The sequence below is a fragment of the Vibrio clamense genome, assembly GCF_050337905.1.
Classification (GTDB): Bacteria; Pseudomonadota; Gammaproteobacteria; order Enterobacterales; family Vibrionaceae; genus Vibrio; species Vibrio cortegadensis.
Window position 1 is genome coordinate 296,113 of record NZ_JAKJTJ010000020.1, and the last position, 23,455, is coordinate 319,567.

Annotated in this window: 17 protein-coding genes; 8 read left to right on the forward strand and 9 right to left on the reverse strand. The window is 43.0% G+C overall.

Features of this window, described 5'->3' with window-relative positions; genetic code table 11:
- Positions 1-60: 60 nt before the first annotated feature.
- Complete coding sequence (locus L4C39_RS06485) at positions 61-492, forward strand: type IV pilin protein (RefSeq protein WP_171755970.1); 432 nt, start codon at positions 61-63, stop codon at positions 490-492.
- A gap of 129 nt (positions 493-621) precedes the next feature.
- Positions 622-1,686, forward strand: coding sequence for a succinylglutamate desuccinylase/aspartoacylase family protein (locus tag L4C39_RS06490; RefSeq protein ID WP_429745062.1), 1,065 nt, complete (start codon positions 622-624; stop codon positions 1,684-1,686).
- A gap of 257 nt (positions 1,687-1,943) precedes the next feature.
- Here L4C39_RS06490 and L4C39_RS06495 read toward each other — a convergent pair whose 3' ends face one another.
- From L4C39_RS06495 to L4C39_RS06515, 5 genes are all read right to left on the reverse strand, one after another.
- Positions 1,944-2,249, reverse strand: a complete 306-nt coding sequence (locus L4C39_RS06495) for a DUF3622 domain-containing protein (protein WP_113799100.1) — start codon at positions 2,247-2,249, stop codon at positions 1,944-1,946.
- Positions 2,250-2,429: 180 nt separating this feature from the next.
- The gene (gene csdE / locus L4C39_RS06500) at positions 2,430-2,858 is read right to left on the reverse strand and encodes a cysteine desulfurase sulfur acceptor subunit CsdE (protein ID WP_261888925.1); all 429 of its coding nucleotides are present in this window, start codon (positions 2,856-2,858) and stop codon (positions 2,430-2,432) included.
- Between the two features lie 13 nt (positions 2,859-2,871).
- The gene (tcdA, locus tag L4C39_RS06505; RefSeq protein WP_136995512.1) at positions 2,872-3,681 is read right to left on the reverse strand and encodes a tRNA cyclic N6-threonylcarbamoyladenosine(37) synthase TcdA; all 810 of its coding nucleotides are present in this window, start codon (positions 3,679-3,681) and stop codon (positions 2,872-2,874) included.
- A 125-nt stretch (positions 3,682-3,806) separates the two neighbouring features.
- Complete coding sequence (mltA, locus tag L4C39_RS06510; protein ID WP_170961661.1) at positions 3,807-4,919, reverse strand: murein transglycosylase A; 1,113 nt, start codon at positions 4,917-4,919, stop codon at positions 3,807-3,809.
- Positions 4,920-4,980: 61 nt separating this feature from the next.
- On the reverse strand, positions 4,981-5,472 hold the full coding sequence (locus L4C39_RS06515; protein ID WP_113799104.1) for a DUF2850 domain-containing protein: 492 nt from the start codon (positions 5,470-5,472) through the stop codon (positions 4,981-4,983).
- A 162-nt stretch (positions 5,473-5,634) separates the two neighbouring features.
- Here L4C39_RS06515 and argA point away from each other — a divergent pair, with 162 nt between their 5' ends.
- Complete coding sequence (argA, locus tag L4C39_RS06520; protein WP_017054043.1) at positions 5,635-6,972, forward strand: amino-acid N-acetyltransferase; 1,338 nt, start codon at positions 5,635-5,637, stop codon at positions 6,970-6,972.
- A gap of 257 nt (positions 6,973-7,229) precedes the next feature.
- Entirely contained in the window at positions 7,230-7,421 is a 192-nt protein-coding gene (locus L4C39_RS06525; protein WP_084654878.1) for a hypothetical protein, read from the forward strand.
- A gap of 84 nt (positions 7,422-7,505) precedes the next feature.
- Here L4C39_RS06525 and recD read toward each other — a convergent pair whose 3' ends face one another.
- From recD to recC, 3 genes are all read right to left on the reverse strand, one after another.
- Entirely contained in the window at positions 7,506-9,704 is a 2,199-nt protein-coding gene (gene recD, locus L4C39_RS06530; protein WP_429745065.1) for an exodeoxyribonuclease V subunit alpha, read from the reverse strand.
- Entirely contained in the window at positions 9,704-13,369 is a 3,666-nt protein-coding gene (gene recB / locus L4C39_RS06535) for an exodeoxyribonuclease V subunit beta (protein ID WP_429745067.1), read from the reverse strand. Before recB ends, recD begins: the two co-directional genes overlap by 1 nt.
- A gap of 378 nt (positions 13,370-13,747) precedes the next feature.
- Positions 13,748-17,281, reverse strand: coding sequence for an exodeoxyribonuclease V subunit gamma (recC, locus tag L4C39_RS06540; RefSeq protein WP_429745069.1), 3,534 nt, complete (start codon positions 17,279-17,281; stop codon positions 13,748-13,750).
- Between the two features lie 283 nt (positions 17,282-17,564).
- On the opposite strand from recC, the gene L4C39_RS06545 reads away from it, so the two are divergent.
- Positions 17,565-19,382, forward strand: coding sequence for a DUF3413 domain-containing protein (locus tag L4C39_RS06545; protein WP_429745071.1), 1,818 nt, complete (start codon positions 17,565-17,567; stop codon positions 19,380-19,382).
- 184 nt (positions 19,383-19,566) lie between these two features.
- Here the strand turns inward: L4C39_RS06545 and L4C39_RS06550 are convergent, their stop codons facing one another.
- Positions 19,567-20,538 carry a TDT family transporter gene (locus L4C39_RS06550; RefSeq protein ID WP_429745073.1) on the reverse strand — a complete coding sequence of 324 codons (972 nt, stop codon included), beginning with the start codon at positions 20,536-20,538 and terminating at the stop codon, positions 19,567-19,569.
- A gap of 211 nt (positions 20,539-20,749) precedes the next feature.
- On the opposite strand from L4C39_RS06550, the gene L4C39_RS06555 reads away from it, so the two are divergent.
- From L4C39_RS06555 to dapD, 3 genes are all read left to right on the forward strand, one after another.
- Positions 20,750-21,658, forward strand: a complete 909-nt coding sequence (locus L4C39_RS06555) for a LysR substrate-binding domain-containing protein (RefSeq protein WP_261888917.1) — start codon at positions 20,750-20,752, stop codon at positions 21,656-21,658.
- A 132-nt stretch (positions 21,659-21,790) separates the two neighbouring features.
- Positions 21,791-22,087: a YebG family protein gene (locus L4C39_RS06560; protein WP_017054050.1), complete on the forward strand. Its 297-nt coding sequence runs from the start codon at positions 21,791-21,793 to the stop codon at positions 22,085-22,087.
- A 283-nt stretch (positions 22,088-22,370) separates the two neighbouring features.
- Positions 22,371-23,402 carry a 2,3,4,5-tetrahydropyridine-2,6-dicarboxylate N-succinyltransferase gene (gene dapD, locus L4C39_RS06565; RefSeq protein WP_429745076.1) on the forward strand — a complete coding sequence of 344 codons (1,032 nt, stop codon included), beginning with the start codon at positions 22,371-22,373 and terminating at the stop codon, positions 23,400-23,402.
- Positions 23,403-23,455: the final 53 nt, after the last annotated feature.

The window sequence follows — 23,455 nt, forward strand, 5'->3', positions numbered from 1 at the left end:
CTTGCAGAGATGCTATCACCAACGAAAAATAGCGAAAAATAAAACCAGAGAGGCTTAGAAATGATTCCAATAAATCCATGTAATAACTACAAAAAAACAGGTAATGGGATGACATTGATCGAATTATTAGTTGTCATTGCCATCATAGGTGTATTAAGTGCGATCGCTTACCCGAGCTATACCAATCACGTCATAAAATCACACCGTAGCCAAGCACTTTCAGACATGGCACGTATTCAACTCTCTTTAGAGCAGCACTATTCTGGTAGTTATGATTGGAGCACTATTATCTCTGGGGGACACTGTTTATTATGCGAATCCGATTCGGATAGATATAGTTTTAACGTTGTAAGTTCAGCCAGCGTGGCCTATTCCATCGTTGCAACGGCACAATCGACAAAAGGCCAAGACCAAGATACATGCTTACCTAACAATAAAAAAATGATCTTAAAAGCGACAGGAGAAAGTTTACCGACAAACTGCTGGAAGTAGCCCCGTGATGTGATAAATGACTCTGCGACTCACTAAATTATTTTGTCGTCACTAGAAAAATCATTCATTGGTGCAATAAAGAGGCCGTTGGTACATTTGGTTCATTGGTTAATTTATGAGTCATATAGCATGGTTGCAGTGAAAAAAAACACACCCTTTAACTTATTAAATGAGACGGTTCCTCCAGGGCAACGCCGAGTGATCGAACTAGAAGCTGCAAAGCTCTATACCCACTCACCGCTCTCAATTCCAATTGAGGTGATTAACGGACGCTTTGCAGGGCCCACTTTAATGGTCAATGCCGCGATACATGGTGATGAGCTTAACGGCGTCGAAATTGTAAGACAGCTAATTAATACCATCGACCCCAATAAACTCCGAGGCACCTTAATTACCGTGCCTATCGTGAACGTATTTGGCTTCATCCATAAGTCGCGTTACCTGCCAGATCGCCGCGACTTAAATCGCTGTTTTCCAGGTAGTGAGCATGGGTCTCTTGCATCACGCATGGCTTTCACGTTTTTTGATCAAGTTGCCAAAAAATGTGACTACATTCTTGATTTACATACCGGGGCAATACACAGAACAAACCTGCCGCAAATTCGCGCGAACTTAAGTAACCCTGAAACTCTGCGTATTGCGCAAGCTTTTGCTACTCCTGTGATTATCGATTCAGCCCTACGTGATGGTTCATTAAGAAGTGAAGCCGAAAAATGCGGTATTCCCGTGCTCACCTATGAGGCAGGTGAAGCTTTACGCTTTGAGCCAATTGCAATCAGTGCTGGTTTTATCGGTATTCAGCAAGTGATGCAATCCATTGGAATGCTACGTTCAAGTCGTAAAAAACTTCCGACTGCCATCATTGCAAAATCAACCAGTTGGGTTCGCGCAGGTAGCGATGGTATTTTGAGAACAGTGGTAACATTAGGCGAAAAAGTCGAGAAAGGTCAAATTCTGGCTTATATTAGCTCGCCTCTAGGCCATAGTGAGTGTGAAATTAAAGCTCATAAAGGCGGAGTGGTAATTGGACAACAGACACTTCCTCTCGTGAATGAAGGTGATGCGGTTTTTCATTTGGCCTATTTTAAACAAGATGATGAAGAGATAGAACAAGCGGTCGAGAACTACCTTGAGGAGGTGATTGATCTTGATTATGAACCGCTCACCACAGGCCAGATAATTTCAAACAGTTAGCCCCATTAAATAGTCACAAAAGATGATGATCCAAAACGAAAAAGGCACCGATATATTATCGATGCCTTTTGTTCAAGAAAACTAAGCCGTTTCTGAAAGTAAGCTATTTCTGGAAGTAAGCCGTTTCTGGAAGTAAGAAAAACCTGAAAGTAATAAGTCTCTAAAACTGAAAAACCTTGAGGTTAAACAGTCACTAAAGCTACATGCTCAGTTTTCTTAAAGACAAAATCTTAGTTGGGATTTTGTCTTATTAAAAATTAGTCTTCTTGCTCTTGTTCAGCTTCTTTACGTTGCTTAGCAAGGAGATCGGCCGCTTTACGTTTTTCAGCACGTTCTTCTGCTGCTTTACGCTGCTCGCCTTTACGTTCATTACGTTCTGCTTGGTTTTTAACAAAGCCTTCAAGCTCTTTCTCTGCCCACTCAATCGCTAGCGCTTCAGTTTCAAAACCCATTTCACGTTTTGATACAGTTACACGGCGAGAAGTCACTTGGCGAGTGATTTCAGCAGTCCAACCTGTACGTTTTTCAGTAGTACGGATATCGTATTTTTTATTCTTAGACATGTTCTTTTTATTCCTAGGGATAATTAAGGGATTCGTCAACTTTGATAACTCCATCTAAGCTGAGTATTTTTAACACCATCCCTTGGTAAGCGCGGTATTAGAGCACATTTGAGTTCAAATTGCTGCAAATAATTCGCTGAAAATAGCAGAGTCTCTGTGCAAAACTCAATAAGTCATCCCTTAACTAGCAAGCTGTTTTATCTGCTCAACAATCGCTTTTAAACCATTCCCTCTGGAAGGGCTTAAATGAGCAATTAATCCAATTTTATTGAAGTAATCATCGACATCAAACACCTGTATTTGTTGAGCCGTTTTTCCATCAAATGCCGCCATCACTAACGCAATAAGCCCTCGAACAATTCGAGCATCGGAATCTGCACAGAAAAACCAGTAGCCATCAACTTGCTGACTGACCAACCAAACTGTACTTTCACACCCAGAAACGGTCACTTGATCGCTTTTAAGCTCTTCAGATATTTTCGGTAGCAATTTGCCCCATTGAATAACCTGACGATAGCGATCTTCCCAGCCGTGAAATTTTTGCATCGTTTCAACGATCATCTCGGCGCTAATTTCAGTACCAAATGGCGAAGCTTGAAATGGTGACATTACGAATTCCTAATTATTTTCGGTGTTTCTGAATCAGTTTTTCGACAATTCGAGATACAGCAACAAAACCAAATGATGCAGTGACGACAGTTGCAGCGCCAAACCCACTCGCACAATCCATACGTTTCGGCCCTTCCGCTGTAGCCTTAACACCACACACAGAACCATCTGCTTGAGGGTATTTCAGTTGCTCAGTTGAAAAGACGCAATCAATACCAAATTTACGCGCTGGATTTTTAGTGAAATTATGATGACGACGCAGCGTATCTTTAATTTTTTTCGCTAAAGGATCTTGAATCGTTTTGGTAAGATCTGCCACTTTAATTTGAGTCGGATCCGTTTGGCCGCCAGCGCCACCAATCGTAATCACTTTGATTTTATTACTCTTACAATAAGCTAATAAAGAGGCTTTTGCTTTGACGCTATCAATCGCATCAAGTACGTAATCAAAATCCTTACTGAGATACTCGGCTTGGTTATCTGGGCCAATAAAGTCATCGATCAAGTTGATCTTACATTCAGGGTTGATCAGTTTTACGCGTTCCGCCATGACTTCAATTTTACTCTGCCCTACCGTGCCTGACATTGCATGAATTTGACGGTTGATATTCGTAACACAAACATCGTCCATATCAATCAGAGTCAATTCACCCACGCCTGTACGAGCCAATGCTTCTACCGCCCACGAACCGACACCACCGATACCAATAACACACACATGTGCTGCACGTAAAATTTCGACTTCGCTATTACCATATAGTCGGCGTGTTCCACCAAAGCGTTGATCATAATTTTCAGAAGCTGGTTCGGTTAATTCGCGCATGAATGCACCCTAATTTTAATCGATAGAAAAAGAAGAGTGCGTTTTATACGCACTCTTTCTGGAAATGTCTAGGCTTAGCAAACCGCAAAGATTCAACCGCGATAAATAAGCTCTCTAGAGTACAACTATTGTATTTTTTCTGGAGGAAGAGCCCAAGGTGCTTGCGTTGCACTCCCCTCTAAACCGAGCTTCCAAACTCGACCAAAATGTTTGTAATGCCCAGCGTCCGTTCCCGCTCTTGGCCCCATACCATGGTATAAATCTAAGTGATTTTGCTTCACCGCGCCCCCTGTATCTAATACTAGGAGTAAGCGTAGTTGATGAGCACCACTCCAAGTTCCATCCGCATTTAACAGTGGAACTTCCGCTAAAATAGGCGTTCCCATAGGGAAAATAGAACGATCACCAGCAACTGACGCCATTGGGAGTAATGGAATACCGGCACTTCCCGTTACTGGGGCTGCCGCTTTAGGGGAAAAGAATACATACGAAGGATTTTGTTCAAGGAGTTCACGCACAACGTCAGGTTCATTTGCCAATACCCACTCTTTAATGGCTTTAAGAGACATATTTTCACGGGCAACCTGCTCACGTTCAATCAATACTCGCCCAATACTCACGTAGGCGCGATTATTTTTACCAGCATAAGCGAAGTACTCTAGCGTATCGTCATCACCAAAATGAACAAAGCCGCTTCCTTGAACTTCCATAATAAATGGGTCGATGAGATTTGAGGCATAGCCCAATTCCAAACCTTGCCCATTTAGCGCTCCAGCATAAATTTGAGCACGTGTTGGGCAGGTATCCGTACATTCTGGTTGTCCATATACCGGATACTGATACTCTTCATTAGCCTCATGGCGTAATTCAATAACTGGAGAAAAATACCCTGTAAACAACACATTACCTTGGCTATCACCACCGCCGAGTTGAGCCGTTTGAATGCCAAAATTAGCCAAATCGCTTGGATCGCCACTTTGGAGAGCCCACGCCTCAAGTTGCTCGTATAGAGGTTGGTAAATTTTAGCCATAGAAGGTGAAAGGGTCACCACTTGCTCAGCTTGCTTTGAAAAAGCCGTAAAATCACGAGGTTGATTAGACTCTATGACTTCAACTTTATTAAGATCGGCTTCAAATTCGCTATCTAAATATTGTTGAGCCCGATCAGTCGGTTGTGCGCAGCCAAAGAGAAATAATAACGCCGCTGCAGGAATGATTTTTTTTATCACAGTAGTCATCCAAAAGGTTTGATGCCCAGAGAATGACAAACTCTTTTCAAAATCTCAATCAGAGTTTTACTTAATAAGAGGGGCGTATACCATTTGAGGCTTTAGAACCCATCGTTCGTCGAGTAAAAGTAGGGCTATAATGGGCAGGAGAGACCAACTTCATCTCCGAATAATCTTGACCTGAAAATTTATATTTTAATGATTTCCCACCTCTCACATACTCTAAGTAGCGACCATCGAAATCAAAATCTGTCGCGACAATAGCGCCATTTACGGAAATGCCACCACTCCCAACGATAAACTTGTCTTGAGCGTAACTGGCGACATCTTTCTCTGTCCACATTCCGTAGACTAAACTTTTATCCACTTCAGGGATAATCAAACGTTCAATAAGGTCGCTATATAAACTCATGACTGAAATGGTGCCAATAATCGCCAACAACATCAGAGTACGCTCTGCTATTTTACGCCTTCTTTTTGCGTGAAATTCAGCTGACCCTGTATCTGGATATAAATTGTCGATAATTTTATCTACTTTGCTTTTTCGGATCGTTTTAGCCATTTTTGTTTTCACTATAAACCTTAACTTATACTAATTTAATACAAACCAACTTTATATGCAGTCATTCTGTTTATTTCTTTGCTTTTCATTCCAAAAAAACACTTGCTCACACTTGAATAAAAAGCCATTATTTTAGCATAAATAACCACACTGGTAATATGCGTGAAAATTAGAAGCACCGCTTTAGTGAAAGGGTTCCGCCAATCCACACCTTATGTAAACGCTCATCGAAATAAAACGATGGTCATTATGTTAGGCGGTGAAGCTGTCGCTGATAAAAACTTCGGCAATATAATCAATGATATTGCCTTACTTCATAGCTTGGGTGTGAAAATTGTCTTAGTCCATGGAGCAAGGCCACAAATCAATCAGGTTCTGGAAGCTCAAAACTATACAACGCCATACCATAATAATATCCGCGTCACTGACGAACATGCGCTTGGTTTAGTTATGCAAGCAGCCGGACAACTGCAACTGACGATTACAGCTCGTCTCTCCATGAGCTTAAACAATACACCAATGGCAGGAACTCAACTCAATGTGGTCAGTGGTAACTTTGTCACCGCTCAACCTCTTGGTATCGATGATGGTGTTGATTTTTGCCATAGCGGACGCATACGTCGTATTGATTCGCAAGGGATCAATCGCATGCTGGATCAAGGTTCAATCGTACTGCTCGGCCCTATCGCGAGTTCCGTCACTGGAGAGTCATTCAATTTGTCTTCTGAAGAGTTAGCAACTCAAGTGGCCATTCGACTAAAAGCAGACAAACTTATCGGCTTTTGCTCCAACCAAGGCGTCATCGATAAAAATGGTGAAGCCGTTGCCGAAATCTTTCCAAGTGATGCTGAGAACATACTGCATTCGATTAATGACAGTGTTGACCAATCTCAAGATAACAGCTCTGGAACATTGCGATTTCTTAAAGGATCAGTATCGGCCTGTCGAGCGGGCGTTTCTCGTTGCCACTTAATTAGCTATAAAGATGATGGTGCTCTGATTCAAGAACTTTTCTCTCTTGATGGCATTGGAACTCAAGTTGTAATGGCAAGCGCGGAACAAGTTCGTCAGGCGAATATTGATGATATTGGCGGTATCTTAGGGTTGATACGTCCTCTAGAGGAGCAAGGTATTCTCGTCCGTCGCTCAAGAGAGCAATTAGAACAAGAGATCCACCGTTTCACGATCATCGAAAAAGATGGCTTAATTATTGGCTGTGCTGCACTTTATGCTTATCCCCATGAACATATGGCTGAAATGGCTTGCGTTGCGATTCACCCAGATTATCGAGACGGTAAAAAAGGGCTGATGCTGCTTGATTTCATGAAACAGCAATCTAAAGCGAAGAATATTCATCACATTTTTGTACTCACCACCCATAGTTTGCACTGGTTCAGGGAGCAAGGGTTCTACGAAATAGGTGTTGATGCTTTACCTATGGAAAAACAAGACCTTTATAACTATCAACGAAAATCCAAAATATTATCACTAAGAGTTTGAAAATATTAAATAAAAAATAAAAACCATCAAAAAGTGAACATTAATGATAAAGCATGATTTTTCATGCTTTTATTCATTACGCACTATCATTCATAGTAAAAGTTGTATAGAATTCACTCAAATTTTGTGAGATATACTTCACATTTTTTGGTTGGATTAGCCCACCCATTAACTTGGGTTCTGCATGGATTGCTCATAGTACGGTGATATATCTAATAAAAATCACCACAACGTCGACATAAAAAGAGCTGACACCTATGAGAACTATTATTTGTAATTCTATCCAAAGTTTTTGGGATATGGCCGAAAACCACTTTCTTGAAGACTTAGACGTTCATTGTGTATTCCCTACCAATGACAACCTTAAATCTTTGATAATGAACTATCAAAAGCAATACAACATTAAGAGTGTGTCCTTCACTCGTGTATTTCATACCGTCGATTTATAAGTCCATTATCAATTTCAATTTAATATCTATAGCCATGGATGGTTATTAACACCGACTGACCTTCCCCTATCATCGACCAAAACACTAGCCTTTGACTTTCAGCCGCTGAACTAAACCACTCACTCGCTCTGTTTTTATTTTTATTCCACGCTTCAACACCGATAAATCTGCAAATAGCATGAGCTCTTTTTTTGCTCGCGTCACTCCGGTATAGATCAATTCTCGTGTAAGAATAGGGCTAAAATCCGGTGGCAGAATCATCACGGTAAGTTCAAATTCACTGCCTTGAGATTTATGGATGGTCATCGCATAAGCGGTTTCGTGTTCTGGTACTCGGCTTGGTAATACCGATTTCACACTGCCATCTGGAAGCTCAAAATACACTTTTAATCGAGGTTCTGATTCACTGTCATCCAGCATACAAATACCAATATCACCGTTATATAACCCAAGGCCGTGATCATTACGTGTCACCATGACGGGTCTACCCACATACCAAAGCTCATCGTTGGTCTGAATCAATCGCCTTGCCGCTAATCTTGTTTCAATCCTTTGATTCAAGCCTGTAACACCAAAATCACCCTCTCGGATAGCACACAACAGGCGGCATTGGCTAAATAGTGCCAACACAGCTAGAGCTTTCTGTTCCTGAGTCTCTCGCTTATCGGTTACCTCATCCACCTTATTATGACTAATTCGATCAAGATAATGACGATAGTTCGCGACTAACGTGGTAATCATTTGATTGTAGTTGTCAGCCGATAAGGGGTAGTGCTGAATATCATTGAATCCTTTGGTCAATACCGATTCTACTTGCTGTGCTTTTCCGGTATTAATCGCTTTCGCTAATTGACCAATACCTGAACGAGCATCGAAACGATAGCTTTTCTGTAACATGCATAGGCTGTCGCAAATAGGCGCATCAATGCTATTTTCGACTCTGCTGCTGGCTAATGTTTGATACCCCGTTAACTGAGCCAGAGATTTGCTTTGAGCTTGGCTAAAACCATAATCATTAAATGAGCAAATATCACCTAATACCGCCCCCGCTTCCACCGATGAGAGTTGATCTTTATCTCCAAGTAGAATCAAACGAGCATCTGAAGGAAGCGCATCGAGCAATTTGAACATCATAGGCAAATCGACCATAGAAGCTTCATCGACCACCAAGATATCGACGTGTAGGTGATTATGACGGTGATGACGAAACTCCGCACGATTTGGGATCGCCCCGAGTAATCGATGCAACGTGCTCGATTCTGTTGGGATGTGTTTTTTAACTAATGGGTCGAGTGGTAGTTCAGCCACCGCTTTACCGATAGATTCAGTAAGGCGAGCCGCTGCTTTGCCCGTCGGTGCAACCAACTTAATGGTGGGCATTAAACCACCGTCTTCCAACTGAGCCTGAGCTTGCTCAACCAGTGCCGCTAATAGTTTAGTTACCGTTGTGGTTTTGCCTGTACCGGGGCCACCAGAGATCACAGCAAAGCGCCTTGTTAACGCGACTGCTGCTGCAACTTTCTGCCAGTTGAGACAAAACGCTTCGGGAACAAGGCGTTCTAATTCATTAAGATGTTGAGTTTTTTGGGCCGATACGAGTATTTGGTCTATAGCAGGCCAATCCAAATTTTCACTCGAAACGACATCCAGGTGATCGCACACTAATTGCTGTCTTAACACTTGAGTGCTCTTACCGTCCTTGCTCGCTTTCACCAAATCCTTATATAAAAAATGATAGCTACGAGCGAAAAGATGGCTAAGCGTTTTCGTCAGTTGACCCAATTGCACACCACTCAAATCGACAGGCTTACTCAGTTTCGATAAGGTTTCTGCCAAAAAAGATTCATAATTCCAGTAACGATGCAGGTATAAGCGTCCATCATCCAACATTAATGGAACGGCTTGCCCTTCCTTACCAACCACGGCAGATTGTTCTAGTAGAGCATTCCAATTAACGCTGAGCAGGGTTTGGTTAAGAGCCCTTGCCGTATCGCCATATAAGCCAAGCATTGAGGCAAAATCATTCATACCCCCTTGCTCAGAATTGAGCTGAATACAGATATGCCCTTTACCTAGCTCATGGCTAACGATCCCTGCAATAAAGCCTATTTCATCCGCATTGATTTCCACTTGAGAAGCGATAAAACGCGCAAACTGATAATCGATTTGGCGTAAGGTTCCCTTAACACTCAAAGCTTTGAGCACATCCAACAGCGAACTAACCTCACTGAAGAGTGGCAGGTGACTTTCACTTGGTTCAATAGAGTTGGTCTCTACAATCATTACAGTAACTCCATTTGACCTTGGTTCGTCGTCCGGCTTTCAATTGCCTGACCATCAATTAATTTATCCATTTCATCCAACAACTCGACACTTGGCTTCGCTGAAAAAATACCATTATCTGAATTACCATCAATGCCTCGCAAAAACAGGTAATACACGCCACCAAAATGTGTGTCATAGCGATAATCGGCAATGCGACTGCGTAAAAAACGATGTAGAGCAAGGGCATAAATTTGATACTGAAGATCGTAGCGATGATCCGCCATTGCCGCTTTCAAGTTTTCACCATGATACGCCCCAACACCATCGCCAAGATGGTTGGATTTCCAGTCCAATACGTAATATTTACCTTGGTGTTCAAACACTAAATCAATAAAGCCTTTCAACATACCTCTTACGGTTTGAAAACCCAGATCTCCCGCTTTAGCAGAAAGCGGATCATGACGCTGTATGACTCGATTCAATCCAGAAGACGTTAACACTTCAATAGGTAATAGGAACTCCATTTCAACTAAACGTTGAGCTGGGGTTTTCTCATTTAATTTCATCTGTTTGCCGTCTAGCTGAGCGTTAAGCACAGTGTCCACCAGCGTTTGCAACACAGGAAGCCACTCCAACTCATACTGCTCACTTTCTAAGAGCTGTAGGATGACTTGTGTATTGGCATCTGACGTTGCGGGTTGAGTAAATTCAACCTCTTCAAATAAGGTATGCAGAAAAGTACCGGGCCTCGCACCACGCGGGAAAGTAAAGATTGAACGCTGTGGCTCAAGCACTTCCAACTCGTCCTGTTCATCGGCCGAGTCAATATCAAACCCCGCAGATTCAAGCGCGGTATCATGTAAATTCACGTCTTGAGTATCACCAAAAGAGCCATGAGATGCATGACTGCTTTGTTTCACCAAACCGGAATAGCTGGTGATTCTCCACCCTCGATCAATAGGGTTATTAAGTTCACTAGCGATGAGATCTACGGCATCAACTTCTTGAGCCACATAAAGTGAATCATGAGCTTGTGGCAAAGCTTCCAAGGCAATGGCTGAATTTGCGTGGGTTAAGGTTTCAACTCTCTTGGTTAGATCTGAAATGCCAAGCTCTTCACCATTTTGAATCAAGTAGCCCATGGCACTCAAATGGACACCGGTAGGCTCTTTCGTCGAGCGACCTTTTCTCAAGGGTGCCATTCCGATAAAACAGGCATAAACGGCACGAGTTAACGCAACGTAGATCAAGCGTAGATCTTCAGCTAAACGCTCTTTGTCTGCTTGAGCCAGAGCCGCTTTATTACCTGTTATATCTAAAATCGTTTTATCTGCTTGCTGATCATAATATTTACCTTCGCTTGCTTCTCGATAGCTACTCACGAAAGGTAAAAAGACTAAATCATACTCCAGTCCTTTTGATTTATGGATCGTCACGATTTGCACTAAATTACGTTCGGATTCTAAACGCTGAATGTCATCATCACTGCCACTGCTCAACCCATTAACCGCATCAGATACAGACTCGGCAAGCCAGCGAAGCAAACCATAATCGCTATCCATCTCTTGGCTAGCTTGTTGCAATAGCTCGCCCATATGCATTAAGTCGGTCAGAGTTCGCTCACCATTTTCTTCTTCTAGCAGGCGCTCAGCGATATGACGCTTACTCATCACACTACGGAGCATAGGCAGCACGCCACGTTGAATCCATAGCTGACGGTATTCTCGGAATTCATTAATCGCGTTTTCCCACACGACTTCATCGTTATTGAGTTCGTCTAACTTCGCGGCATCTAAAGCAAAGAGCTCTGACGCTAAACTCGCTCGTAGTGCTCTGTCATTTTCGGGGGTGAGTACAGCTTGCAGTAAACGCTGTACATCTTGCGCGATACCACTGACAAAAACGCTATCACGGTTAGAAAGGTAAACACTCGCAATGCCTTGTTTGGCTAAGGCATCTCGGATCAAGCGCCCTTCCGTTCCCGTTCTTACAAGCACCGCAATATTGCCAGCTTGTACTGGTTTTTGACCTTTCGACGTCACAAGGTAAGCTTTCTCATGCTGCGCTGCGGTTAGAATCGTTTGGATCTGGCTCGCCGTCGCTTCACTCATCGCTTGGTGGTATTCACCTTTTGGCAAGGGCTTGTCTTCAGCTTCTTGGATCCAGTAACTCATCGCCTGCTGCTTTTCGCCGTTTAAATACCACGCTCTTTGATCGGCTCCGGGACTTGCATTCACAGGTAAGAACGGAATATCTTGATCGTACATAAACGGGCTGTCAGAGGCTTGAAATACCTGATTAACAGCACTGACCATGTCGGCACTGGATCGCCAGTTTGTGCCCAGCGTGTAATGCTGTTTTACCTGATTTCTCGCTTTGATATAGGTAAAGATATCAGCACCACGGAAACCGTATATCGCTTGCTTAGGGTCGCCGATCATAAACAGCCCACATTCAGGGTTATCGAGGTAGATACGGCTAAAGATACTGTATTGCAGAGGGTCGGTATCTTGGAATTCATCGATCATCGCAACGGGGTATAAGCTGCGGATACGCTCCACCAGCAACTGTTGCTCGTCGCTATCAATCGCGGCTGACAACTGAGTCAACAAATCATCAAATGAGAGCAGTTGCTGCTTCTGTTTAGCCGCTGCCAACATATCTCGACAGTGCAAAATCGCATGAGCTAATAGAGGTGCTTTCAAATCAGCAGGGTTCGCCAAAAAGTGTTCAATAGCAGCAAATACCGCATGTTCAGGGGCATTACCTTTAGGGGTTTTCTCGATTAACGTATTTTGAGCAAACTTCTCAAGCTTATCTGGAATGGAATAGTCATTCGTTTCACTGTTCGCCCATACCGAAATGGCTTCTAACCAAGTCGGGAGTGATTTTTTAGTGTAACTGCGTTTATTAATGTCTGAACCTGAAATTAGAGCAAGAAAATCCCCTTCTGACTCTCGCCACAAGGCTTTAAGTTGATCAATTTCTTCTAGATTTTGTTGATGTAAATCCGCAAGGTCTCCCGACATCGCGCTAACCGACAACTCTAATGGTACGCCCGTTAAGTAGTTACTCACATCACCAAGCAATGCCGATGGTGAGCCCCAAATATTGCGCACTTCGCTGGCAAGATTCAGAGATAGAGGATAGAACTGACGACGCCAATAATCGGCAACGACTTGTGCTTTCAACTGGCTTTCATCAGTCACAAATTCATTGTTAAATCGACTGCCCGATTCGAATGCGTTTTGAGTCAGCATTCGTTGGCAAAAGCCGTGAATAGTAAACACGGCCGCTTCATCCATCTGCCTTTCAGCTTGGAGCAGTATCTTTGCCGCTTTAGGGTGATCGCTTATCGCAGCCAATAACGGTTTGATTACCGGATCATCACTTTGACTGCGTGAAAAGGCAATACGAGCATCGTGAATTCTCGCTCTGATACGATCACGAAGTTCAGCGGTCGCCGCCTCTGTAAAGGTCACCACGAGAATTTGATCAACCGTCAGTCGCTCAGAGTGACATGTCTCTTCCCCATCGACTAATTCACCATGTCCAAGCAGCAAACGAAGGTATAACCCTGCGATTGTAAAGGTTTTCCCTGTACCCGCAGAAGCTTCAATCAATCTTGCACCGTGTAAGGGAAAAGTCATTGTATCTAGGTTATTGGCGACTACTGTTGTCATTTCAACTGCCTTTTCGATCTGTTTTTAACAATATATTTGATACTGAAAATCAAATTCATCAACACACAACATGAATTCACTGTGAGTCATCCCTTAGAAGTTCATATTGTTTTAAATTTCTACTACTGAATAAAAAGCCGTGGGATCTCACTCACGGTATCTACGCAATAGCATAGTTAGTATCCGCACCTAATTTGTCGCATTACTCGTTAGAAGAATCTTGATTCGTCATCATTCTGCTAATAAAAGCAACTTGAATAACAAACAATGGTCCCTCTGACCATGTGGCCGCACAGAAGACGCCCTACACTATAATGATTGACTGGCGGCCACTCTATTTTACGATGTCCATCCGTAAATTAAGCATGCGTCCTGACTTTACTCAATATCGCTGGCGTTTTTCGCCCAAAGCCTTGGCCCTTGCATCACTAAACTTGAGTACAAACGAGCTTGCAACGCGAGTTCGTCATCCCATTTTGGCCAAATTCTCGCAATGTAGCTATCTCGCCCTTCACCAGTAAAGGCGTAGCCATCGTTAAATGTATCTGCCATTTTTTTCAGTGACTTTTCTTCATCATCCACCCAGTTTCCTCGACTGAATCCAGCTTCAACGCCAGCCAAAGCCGTTTTAGGGAAATAAGGCAAAGGTTCGGTCATACCTTGATAAAACAGGCGCACCAACTCATTTAAAATATCGAGAGCCTCACTACGATCGTTCATCGGAGGGTACATCATATGCACTACGCCTTCTTTGCGATCATAGCCAATGAGGTGCGTTGTTTTCGAGTGCCCCATTGCCGCGCAACTCAGGTGATCAATCCACGCGGAGAGATAATCTTGAGGACGAATTTTTCCACTTCGATATCGCACTAACCCTGATTGGTAATGCTTGGTCAACCAACCCGTTAGATGAACCGCATTCTCTTCACCAGTCTCTTTATTCGCAAGAGCATTAAGGGTGAGATCAATCTCAATATCATCAATAGGTTTACCACAAATAAAGGCTAACTCTTCAACTAACTGTTCGGCCTGAACACGATTGGTTTCAAACTCAATATCCCCAAACGCACCAACAGGAAGCTTCCCTTGCGCTCTTTGTTGTTCAATAAAACCGTTCAGTGCATCTTTCGGATCTTGATGAGTGTACAGTTTCGCCGTCAATAGCACATCCAACAACTGGTCACGAAGTTTAAAGCTGTCTAAGCCATTTAAAACAAAGGGTTCATCATCTTCCATGACAGGTAAAGGCGCTTCAAACACCACTTTTAATCGGCGGTTGAAAAAATACTGAACAGGTAAACGCCAGAATTTTTGCAACTCAACCAAATCCAACTCAAGGGGATAAACCACATCCAATAAGTAGTCCCCGAGCTTGCGCTTAAAGTCATCACTTGATTGACCAAGGCGATTAACCGCGGGTAACCACTCTTTGGCGTAACTGCTCTGTTGCGAACGAATAGAAGATGAATGATCAATCGTTGAGGATGCTTGCACGTCTGCTGACATGAAGGCATTCGGGCTAAATGGCACCATCGCGTGATGCTCAACCAATGCATTAAGCAGCTGCTGACCTGATTCATCACTGGCTAAACTTTCGCTACCTTGTAAACAATAATTCTGCTGACAATACTCAAGCAATTCAGATACCAGCACCGAAGGCACGCGCTCTGTATTATCTTGAATCGAACGGCCAACATAGCTGACATATAAACCTTGCTGCGCTGACAACATAGCTTCAAGGAAAAGGTAACGATCATCATCTCGGCGTGAACGGTCCCCTGCTCTCGCTTTGGCTGGCCCATTCATTAGATCAAAACCTTCTGGTGGCATTGAGCGCGGATATACGCCGTCATTCATGCCCAACAAACAGACGACTTTAAATGGGATAGAACGCATTGGCATCAAGGTACAAAAGTTAACTTGGCCAGCTAAGAAACGCTGACTCACTCGCGTTCCGGATAGCCTATTTTGCAAATACTGGCTTAAGATACTCGGGGCAATGTCGTCCTTATAATCGGCATCACTAAGCTGTTCTTTTAGCTGAATTAAAGAGTCACGAATGGACTTCAATACCACTTCGCCTTCTAGTTCAACCGCAAAAAAGTCGTTCAGCACACCATTAAGAATTTCTCGCCACTCATCAATCGATTGAGTTTGGTTTAATACTTGGCGGTAGTGAGTAATGAGTTCGATGAAATGAGCTAATTTCCCCGCCAGTTCAGCGCCCATACCTTGTACTTCGTTATAGGCTGAAATGTTGCTGTTAGGCGCGGAAAATAACCCAGCAGATTCTGGCATCGCATAACCCAATAGCATCCGTTGAATACCAAACAACCAAGTATTTTGCTCTGTCGCTGGAAGTTCAAATTCTGTGGCAGTATTGGCATCTGCCCCCCAACGAACCCCTGATTCTTCAACCCACTGCTTGGCTTGCTCAAACTGCTGTTCATTAAGGCCAAACTTCAGCATCATCGCAGGCGTTTCTAACAGCTCCAGCAGCTCTGAAGCCAAACAGCGCGTATTGGGTAAATTCACCAACTGCATGAATGCTGAAAGGATCGGGCTCTCTTGATCAGCACTTCTGTCTGAAATCGAATAAGGTATATAACGTTCACCAGGAGCATTACCAAATACCGCTTGAATCGCGGGGCTATACGCGTTGATATCCGCCACCATCACAATAATATCGCGCGGTTTTAAGTTGGTATCAGCATCAAACATCGCCAACAACTGATCGTGTAATACCTCAACCTCTCGCATTGGACTATGACATGCATGAACCGTCAGCGAGGTATCATTGATATCTACTTGCTGCTTATGGAAGCTTGAATCTAAAATTTCATCGTTTTGATGCTGTTCTAAATTGAGGATGTCCGCTTGCAGTTGGTGCAGTAAATTATCGCGTTCGACACGCATGAAAAAATCATTCTCATCACACTCAAGCTGAGAAAGCAGATAAAGGTTGTCACGACCGAGTTTTCCCATCGATGCCAGTAACTCATTTCCGACGGCGCTATTGGTATGCAGATCATCTTCAAGGTTATCTTCAATGGAACCTTTTAATAATGACGAGGTGGATTGGCGTTCTAAAAGATCATCTTGCAGTGAGAGACGATTCCAACTTCTCGATTCAATTCGAGCTAATGTTTTTCGGTCTCGAATATCGCCCCAATAATGCTGACAAGGGTTGGTAAACATCAGATGAACATCAATATGTTCGCCCAGCGCTTTCAACGCATCCATATAGCGTGGAGGCAAAGATGAAATACCAAACACAAAAAGGCGCTTCGGCAGATGACTGAGGTTATCTTTAGAGCGAGCCAACGCATCAATAAAATCTTGGTACAAATTACCACGGTGATATTTGGATTGGCCTTGCTCAAGGGTGTAATCGTATAACGCTTTCCACAACATCGGCTGCCAAGGATGAGTGCCTTCGAGTTCATCGACTACGAGGCCATTTTCCCAACTGGCGATCCATTCCGGTCGATAAACTAAATAGCCATCGAAAATATCGGCGATCTTTTCAGATAATTGGTAGAGCTTAGATTTGTCGTCATCTTGCTCTAGATACTGCTTTAATGGAGCAAAAGCCTCTTCGTCCAACATTGAAGGAAGGATATGCATGATTTTCCATGTCATGGCTTCTTTGTTAAAAGCACTTCGCTTTGGTACATCAGGAAGCACTTGGGTGAACATATCCCAAATAAAAGTAGCAGGAAGAGGAAAGTTGATATTCGCCGCCACACCAAACTCCTTGGCGAGTTCCATTTTCAACCACTGCGACATTCCCGGGCTTTGCACCAAGATTTGCTCTTGTTCAAATGGGTTATCTAGCGGTTCACTTTTCGCTAAATGGACTAACAGGATTTTTAGGCTATCTACTTTGTTGGAATGATAAACAGAAAACAAAATGCACTCACACTTTTCCGATGACGACGTTTTAAGAGATTATCATATCGCACCTCGATTCTAGAGAAATATCAGCCTACCCAACGGTAAAAAAAAGAGATGTCACCAGAAAGATTACAAGCCATTCAGTGAGATAGCCAAAGATGACGCTGGTACGGATCACCAGAGTGACAAACACTGACATACTGAGACATACAAATCTCTGATTGCATGATAAAAAACACTGTTTTATACTCCGTCGCTTTTTTACACTGCTGCCCTAATTTGATTTGGATTCGTATTTATGCTGAAAAGACTCTCTTATAATAACGCTTGGCTCATCGCGTTTTTCTCTTGTTTCAGTCTTTATCTTTCTATCGCCTGTTACCCGTATTTACTCACCGTCAATCCTCAGGAATATAGTCTCTTACAGGTATTTTATCTCGCAGCAACCCAAATCGGATGGTTAGGGCTTATCTGCTTTCCTCTATTGTTAACTACAATCGTCGCGAGTTTTTTACCCACAAAGAGTTTCAAATTTATCTGTGCCCCCATAGCGATCATCATTCTAATCGCACTAAAAATCGATATTACGGTTTTTCAACACTATAAATTTCATATCAATGCATTACTGATCAAAATGTTTCTGGATTCTGGAAATGAAGTATTCAATGTTTCATGGCTGAGCGCGTTGATATTCATAGCCGAATTATTCGCTCTTACTATTGGGTTCGGCGTTACCTTATGGCTAAGTAATAAATTAGCTCGCAGTAAAGTGAAGTACGTGATGATTTCAGTGTGGTTCGCCCTACTACTCAGCAGCCAAGCGATTCATGCATGGAAAAACGCAACGTTCGATAATGAAGTAAGTCAATTCACCAGTAATTGGCCTCTTTACTACCCACTCACTGCCCGCTCATTTATTTATGAGCACGAGCTTGTCAGCGAAGAGTTTGCTCAACAAAAGCGGGTGGAGTTTAAATCTTGTGAAAAAACGGAATTACAATATCCATCAATGCCAGTTGAGATTCAGCAGAAAGAGAAACAACCAAACGTACTATTTATCTTGGTTGATGCATGGCGCTTTGATGACAGTAACGCTGAGATCATGCCGAACGTGAGCAAGTTCAAAATCAAGAGCAGTCAATTTAATCAACACATGAGCGGTGGGAATTCTACGCAAGCTGGTATATTTAGCCTGTTTTATAGTTTACCTGCGACCTATTGGAACACCTTTTACGCCAATCAAGTGTCGCCACTCTTTATGGATAAATTACAAGAATCAAATTACCGCATGGGGATTTTCGGCTCGGCGGCTTTAACCAGTCCGCCACTATCGCGCACTGTCTTTAAACAGGTAGACAATTTACGATTGCGCACACCGGGAACCACTCAAGTAGAACGCGATGCGAGGATCACCGAAGACTTTATAGCTTTCCAACAGCAGGAGAGTGAGCAACCTTACTTTGGATTTTTGTTCTACGACTCTGCGCATGGCACTGAATTTCCAGAGCCTGAAGGGGCTAAATTCAAGCCTTATCTTTCTCGAGTGGATCATATTCTTCTTGATAATGACTTTGATCCTGAGCCTTACCATAACCGCTATAAAAACTCTCTTTTCTATATTGATGGGTTAATTGGGAAAGTTCTCGAAAAGGTTGATCTAGACAATACCACCGTAGTGATCACCTCTGATCATGGCGAAGAGTTTAATGATAATAAACTGAACTACTGGGGGCATACTGGCAACTATAGTCAGGCTCAAATTCATGTGCCGTTATACGTCTATCAACCAAATAAAGTCGTAAAAGAGATCGATTATCGCACCACTCACTTCGATGTCGTTCCGACGTTAATGGATACGCTTTTTACTACTCAATCAGATGTGTCTGATTATAGTGTAGGGGCAAACTTGTTTGATGGTTCAACACCGCGCGATTGGTTTATCTCAGGCAGTTACTACAATTATGCGCTTGTTGGCAAAGAGACGATGCTTGTCGTCAACCCAGCAGGCAATTCAAGCCAACTTGATAATCAGTTGCAGCCAGAATCTGATAAAAAGATTCCTATTGATGCGATACAAAAGTCACTAGAAGACATGTCTCGCTTTTATAGAAAATAGTGTTATAGAGCGTTGCTTCTAATAAGTAATGTTTCTTAATAAGTCGTGGCTTTTAAAAGAGATCGGCACCTTTAGGTTTACAGTAGAAAACGCTATGTAGCCAAACAGAAACAAAAAAATAAGCTTGTTAGGTTTTATCATCTTAACAAGCTTATTCTTTCATCAAATAGATAGCCTAACGCTGTTATGAGAGCGCTACCGGTCTCATTTTATATGGCTGATAATAAGCAAAGTAACGAATCGCAACATACCCTACCACTGCCGTGGCAACACACAATTCAACTCCTGCTAACCACCACACCTGAGCCACGTACTCTTCATCAACACCAACACTTTGCATCCAGTTCGCAGTTTTAAACAGTGCCGTTGCTCCTATTACCATGGGGAATGTGAATGCCGCATACCCAGGGCTAAACGGTAACCTCAACAATTTAAAGAACGCGAGATAGATGATTGTTGTCATTAAAATCGCGATACCAAATAGAGTCGCGATCACAACCGGTGACGGGCTTGAAGTGACACTGAGATAACCTGCCAAAGATAAGCTGGCTGGCGCCGCGAGAATAGCAATTGTCGGTTTTGCTGCATCCGGAATTTCATGCGTAAACATTAAGCGATAGATCATAATGGGCAACATCACGGCGTAAGCTACCATGCCAAACAGTAGTGTTATATCAGCAATAGGTTGTAGCGCTGGCGTGCCCGAAAAAGCCACATCGGCAACAATAATGCCAACAGGTGGTACAAACCAGCTTGGCACCATATGATGTAACTCGAAACTTTTTGCTCTGTGATACATAAAACTAGCCAAAAAGATGACATGCAATAGTACCGCAGCCAACCAAATGACATCACCAGCAATTGGATAAAAGTGGCCGACAGAGCTTGAAACAATCATAGTGCCCATCGCAAATGTCGGGACAACACTTCCAACAACGGGATGCGCTAAATCTTGACGAAGTAAATGGCGATGCACTAAAAACTTAACCGCAAGAATGGCCAATAAAATCGACGCTATCACCGCACTCGTCCATTGTGCGTAGCCTCCGCAATCAACCATGTTTTCCCAACTCCACCCTAAACTTGCAATAGCCAGTGCGAGCCCAGCCATAGGAGTTGGCGCTCCCATCACTTTAAGTTTCATTCTATTTATCATTTCCGCCTCACTTTGGAGCTATTGGACAATCTGCAACAGCAGTAAACTCCGATGACGTCATCATACGCTTGCAATACGTTCTGATATATCTAATCATATTAAACAGGCGTTAAGATATACTTAACGAACTCGCATTATCCTAACAACGATCAATGTTTGCTTAGTTCACGTAAGTAATAAGATGGCGCAAGTAATTAGATGGAGAGAGTAAATGGCTCACAATGTGTCACTCAAGCAACTAAACGTTTTTGTCACCGTTACTCAGCACTGTACTTTAACCTCCGCTTCCGAAGCGTTATTTCTCTCCAAAGCAGCCGTTAGCATGGCACTGTCTGAGTTAGAGAAACAACTGGGACATTCACTGTTTGACCGCGTTAATAACCGTTTAATTCTGAATCAAGAAGGTCAAAAACTCTTGCCGCTTGCCGATGAGCTATTACATCGGGCAAAAGGAATCGATGACCTTTTTGAAGACAATCAACCACTCAGTGGCAGTCTTAAAATTGGCGCCAGCGACACCATTGGTAACCAAGTTGCCCCTTTTCTTCTCAGTGGATTTCGTCAACAGTACCAACATCTATCTCAAAGCTTGTTCATTTCAAACTCAGCGTTGATCTGCCAAAAGCTGATCGACTACGAACTCGATATTGCGCTAATTGAAGGGAAAACATTGAACCCTGAATTGATATCACGCCAATTTAGTCAGGATGAAATGTGCATTGTTGCCGCACCTAATCACCCATTAACTCATCACCCATTAGCCTCAAGTAGCCAGCCGATAGCACTGCATCAATTAGAGCAAAGTCATTGGATACTACGAGAACCGGGATCGGGCACTCGTGAGTTTTTCCTACGTACCGTTGCTCCTCGCTTAGAGAGTTGGCATGAAGCTTTTGAACTCAATACCACTGAAGCAATTATTAACTCCGTTTCAGCAGGGCTTGGGTTGGCTTGCTTATCTCGCTTGGCCGTCAATACCGCCATCAACGACGGACGTGTTGCCCTCATTGAAACGCCTCTCGATATGAAAAGACGCTTTTGGTTGTTAGTCCATAAGGAGAAATATCAGAGCCCGCTGCTAAAAGCCTTCATGCATTACTGCCAATCAATACAAAAGTAATGCTATAAATCAGGAGGTGATGTCGGTTCTCTAACCGTTCAACTCTCAAAACTCTGCCTTCAACTGGACATTTAAAACTTGAAACTGTATAAAAAGCCAGTAGAAATAGTTATCAATTATTGAGGAATAACCATGGCTGTAATCGTCAAGTACGTGGTCGAGCGCAACGGAGAAGAAAAGATGACTTTTACCTCTAAAGCTGAAGCTGACGCTTACGACAAAATGTTAGATATGGCAGATGAGCTTTTTACATTGATTAATGGTAGTGAGCTCATCGAAGATGAAGGTAAGCAAGAAGAGCTTGCGATGTACCTTGCGAAAAATAAAGAAGAAGTGCTTTATGCTTTAGGCGCAAAACGCAAACCAACGCCTAAAAAACCAAAAGCGGTTGAAGCCGTGGCGGATGAAGCAGAAGACGACGCAGCATAAGTATTTAGCGTCTACTTTCGATTCAATATCAATTTTCAATAGCCAGCAATTTGCTGGCTATTTTTTTATTCTATCGGGTTGATTTCTTATAGACGACAGCTATCGCTATAAAGACAACACATATCTATTTACAGACTTTCTACCCGCGCCCTCTTTCATCTGAAGGGCGCTCTCTCTATGATGTTTATCAACAAATGATTTTAACGGTCCAAGCCTGCTCAGCATAGAAAGACAATAAAGCTTGGCCAACTGAAACAAATTCAAATATGGAGATTATTAAATAATGGCGACTTTTTCTCTTGCCTTCGGCACAGCAACTAAAAACCGTGATGGAAAGATCATTGAAGCATTTTTTCCTAGCCCACTCTTAAACCCAAGCGATGCACTCGTTTCTGCTGTCGCTAAAGTGGTTGGTTACACTGAAGGCAACCAAGCCCTTGAAATTTCAGCGGCTCAAAGCGAAGCGCTTGTTGCTGTATTCACAGCAAACAATGACACTGCAAATGCTTCTTTCGCTCAAAAAGCGGCGCAATCAAACCAGCCATTAGTTGCCGTTATTCTCGCAACAGATGAGAAACCTCAATCGGTCGCGGAAGGTTTCCTTAAACTGCAACTTATCTCAAACCGTCTAGTGAAACCACATGGCACAGTATTAGATGGCATTTTTGGTTTGCTACATAACATTGCATGGACAAACCAAGGCCCTATCGATTTACCTGAGCTTGCAGAACGTCAAATTGATGCTCGTCTTGCAGGTGAAGCATTAACGGTCGATTGCGTTGATAAATTCCCTAAAATGGTCGATTACGTCGTACCTACTGGCGTTCGTATCGCTGATACTTCTCGTGTTCGCCTTGGCGCACATGTCGGTGAAGGCACCACTGTAATGCATGAAGGCTTCATCAACTTCAATGCTGGTACTACAGGTGTGAGCATGGTTGAAGGTCGAATTTCTGCAGGTGTTGTGGTTGGAAATGGTTCTGATATCGGTGGCGGTGCATCAATCATGGGTACACTGTCTGGTGGCGGTACTATGGTGATTTCTATCGGCGAGAACTGTCTGTTAGGGGCAAATGCTGGCCTTGGTTTCCCTATGGGCGATCGTTGTACGGTAGAGTCAGGTCTATACGTTACTGCAGGAACAAAAGTTCGCATGCTAGATAACCAAGGCCAAGAAGTAGAAATTGCTAAGGCACGTGACCTTGCTGGTAAGGCTGATCTTCTTTTCCGTCGTAATTCGATTACTGGTCAAATTGAGTGCTTAACCAATAAATCTGCGGTTGAGCTAAACAGCGAGCTTCACAGTAATAACTAATTAATTCAGGCTGACGGATCCAATTCCAAGCTTTGAATTTCTCGCTACAGATA

Excerpts from the sequence above, each read along its gene's own strand:
- dapD (WP_429745076.1), top strand. The coding sequence starts at position 22,371 with ATGGCGACTTTTTCTCTTGCCTTCGGCACAGCAACTAAAAACCGTGAT.
- L4C39_RS06485 (WP_171755970.1), top strand. The coding sequence starts at position 61 with ATGATTCCAATAAATCCATGTAATAACTACAAAAAAACAGGTAATGGG.
- L4C39_RS06495 (WP_113799100.1), bottom strand. The coding sequence starts at position 2,249 with ATGTCTAAGAATAAAAAATACGATATCCGTACTACTGAAAAACGTACA.
- recB (WP_429745067.1), bottom strand. The coding sequence starts at position 13,369 with ATGACAACAGTAGTCGCCAATAACCTAGATACAATGACTTTTCCCTTA.
- recD (WP_429745065.1), bottom strand. The coding sequence starts at position 9,704 with ATGATTGTAGAGACCAACTCTATTGAACCAAGTGAAAGTCACCTGCCA.
- L4C39_RS06515 (WP_113799104.1), bottom strand. The coding sequence starts at position 5,472 with ATGGCTAAAACGATCCGAAAAAGCAAAGTAGATAAAATTATCGACAAT.
- mltA (WP_170961661.1), bottom strand. The coding sequence starts at position 4,919 with ATGACTACTGTGATAAAAAAAATCATTCCTGCAGCGGCGTTATTATTT.
- L4C39_RS06550 (WP_429745073.1), bottom strand. The coding sequence starts at position 20,538 with ATGATAAATAGAATGAAACTTAAAGTGATGGGAGCGCCAACTCCTATG.
- L4C39_RS06555 (WP_261888917.1), top strand. The coding sequence starts at position 20,750 with ATGGCTCACAATGTGTCACTCAAGCAACTAAACGTTTTTGTCACCGTT.
- L4C39_RS06490 (WP_429745062.1), top strand. The coding sequence starts at position 622 with ATGGTTGCAGTGAAAAAAAACACACCCTTTAACTTATTAAATGAGACG.
- csdE (WP_261888925.1), bottom strand. The coding sequence starts at position 2,858 with ATGTCACCATTTCAAGCTTCGCCATTTGGTACTGAAATTAGCGCCGAG.
- tcdA (WP_136995512.1), bottom strand. The coding sequence starts at position 3,681 with ATGCGCGAATTAACCGAACCAGCTTCTGAAAATTATGATCAACGCTTT.
- L4C39_RS06560 (WP_017054050.1), top strand. The coding sequence starts at position 21,791 with ATGGCTGTAATCGTCAAGTACGTGGTCGAGCGCAACGGAGAAGAAAAG.
- L4C39_RS06525 (WP_084654878.1), top strand. The coding sequence starts at position 7,230 with ATGAGAACTATTATTTGTAATTCTATCCAAAGTTTTTGGGATATGGCC.
- L4C39_RS06545 (WP_429745071.1), top strand. The coding sequence starts at position 17,565 with ATGCTGAAAAGACTCTCTTATAATAACGCTTGGCTCATCGCGTTTTTC.